This is a genomic window from Streptomyces natalensis ATCC 27448, from assembly GCF_000935125.1.
GTDB lineage: Bacteria > Actinomycetota > Actinomycetes > Streptomycetales > Streptomycetaceae > Streptomyces > Streptomyces natalensis.
Genome location: NZ_JRKI01000048.1, coordinates 1 through 1,169, shown reverse-complemented (window position 1 = coordinate 1,169; position 1,169 = coordinate 1). Strand labels below are relative to the sequence as shown.

General features: G+C 68.5%; 1 protein-coding gene. It reads left to right on the top strand.

What is annotated here, in order from left to right; all coding sequences use genetic code 11:
• On the top strand, nucleotides 1–1,169 hold a 1,169-nt coding region (locus SNA_RS29885; protein WP_157880147.1), incomplete at both ends, for an amino acid adenylation domain-containing protein.

Below are 1,169 nucleotides of genomic sequence, written 5' to 3'. Positions count from 1 at the left end.
GAGAAGACCGCCGGGCGGATACCCGACACGGGGCTGACGACCCTCATCACCGAGGACATCCACACCGACGGTCTCCCCGTCACCAACCCGACGGATGCGGACCGGGTGAGCGAGGCCCGGACCTCCCACCCCGCGTTCGTCATCTACACGTCTGGTTCGACCGGGCGGCCCAAGGGTGTCGTTGTCGAACACCGGTCGCTGAACCTGTATCTGTCCTGGGCGCACGCCGCCTACCCCGCGATGAGCGGGCGGGCGCTGGTCCATTCGCCGCTTGCCTTCGACCTCACCGTCACGGGTCTGCTCGGGCCTTTGACGCTCGGCGGGTGCGCGCATCTGACCGACCTGGACGAGGGCGCTGCGCCGCAACTCGACCAGCGCCCCACCTTCGTCAAAGCCACCCCCTCACACCTGACGCTCCTCAAAAACCTTCCCGCCGACGTCTCCCCCACCCAGCAACTCGTCCTCGGCGGCGAAGCACTCCTCGGCGAGGCCCTGGACGAATGGCGCGCCCAGCACCCGGGCGTCACCGTCATCAACGAATACGGCCCCACCGAAACCACCGTCGGCTGCACCCAATTCCGCATCGAACCCGGCCAGATGGCCCCCACCGGCACCATCACCATCGGCCACCCCATCTGGAACACCCAGATCCACATCCTCGACACCCACCTCCAACCCGTCCCCACCGGCGTCACCGGAGAGCTCTACATCGCCGGCAACCTCCTCGCCCGCGGCTACCTCAACCGACCCGACCTCACCGCCACCCGCTTCATCGCCAACCCCCACGGCACCCCCGGCAGCCGCATGTACCGCAGCGGCGACCTCGCCCGACGCCGCCCCGACGGACACCTCGAATTCATCGGACGCGTCGACCACCAAATCAAACTCCGCGGCCACCGCATCGAACTCGGCGAAATCGAAGCCGTCCTCACCAACCACCCCGCAGCGCGACAGGCTGCGGTGATCGTCCGCGAGGACCGACCGGGCGACCAGAGGCTCGTGGCCTACATCGTCCCCGACCAGGAAGGTGACACCACCCAGGCCGGACTGCGCGAACACGCCGCACGCGCACTCCCCGACTACATGGTCCCCACCGCCCTCGTCACCCTCGACGTCCTACCGCTGACGCCGAACGGCAAACTCGACCACAAGGCCCTCCCCGCACCCGA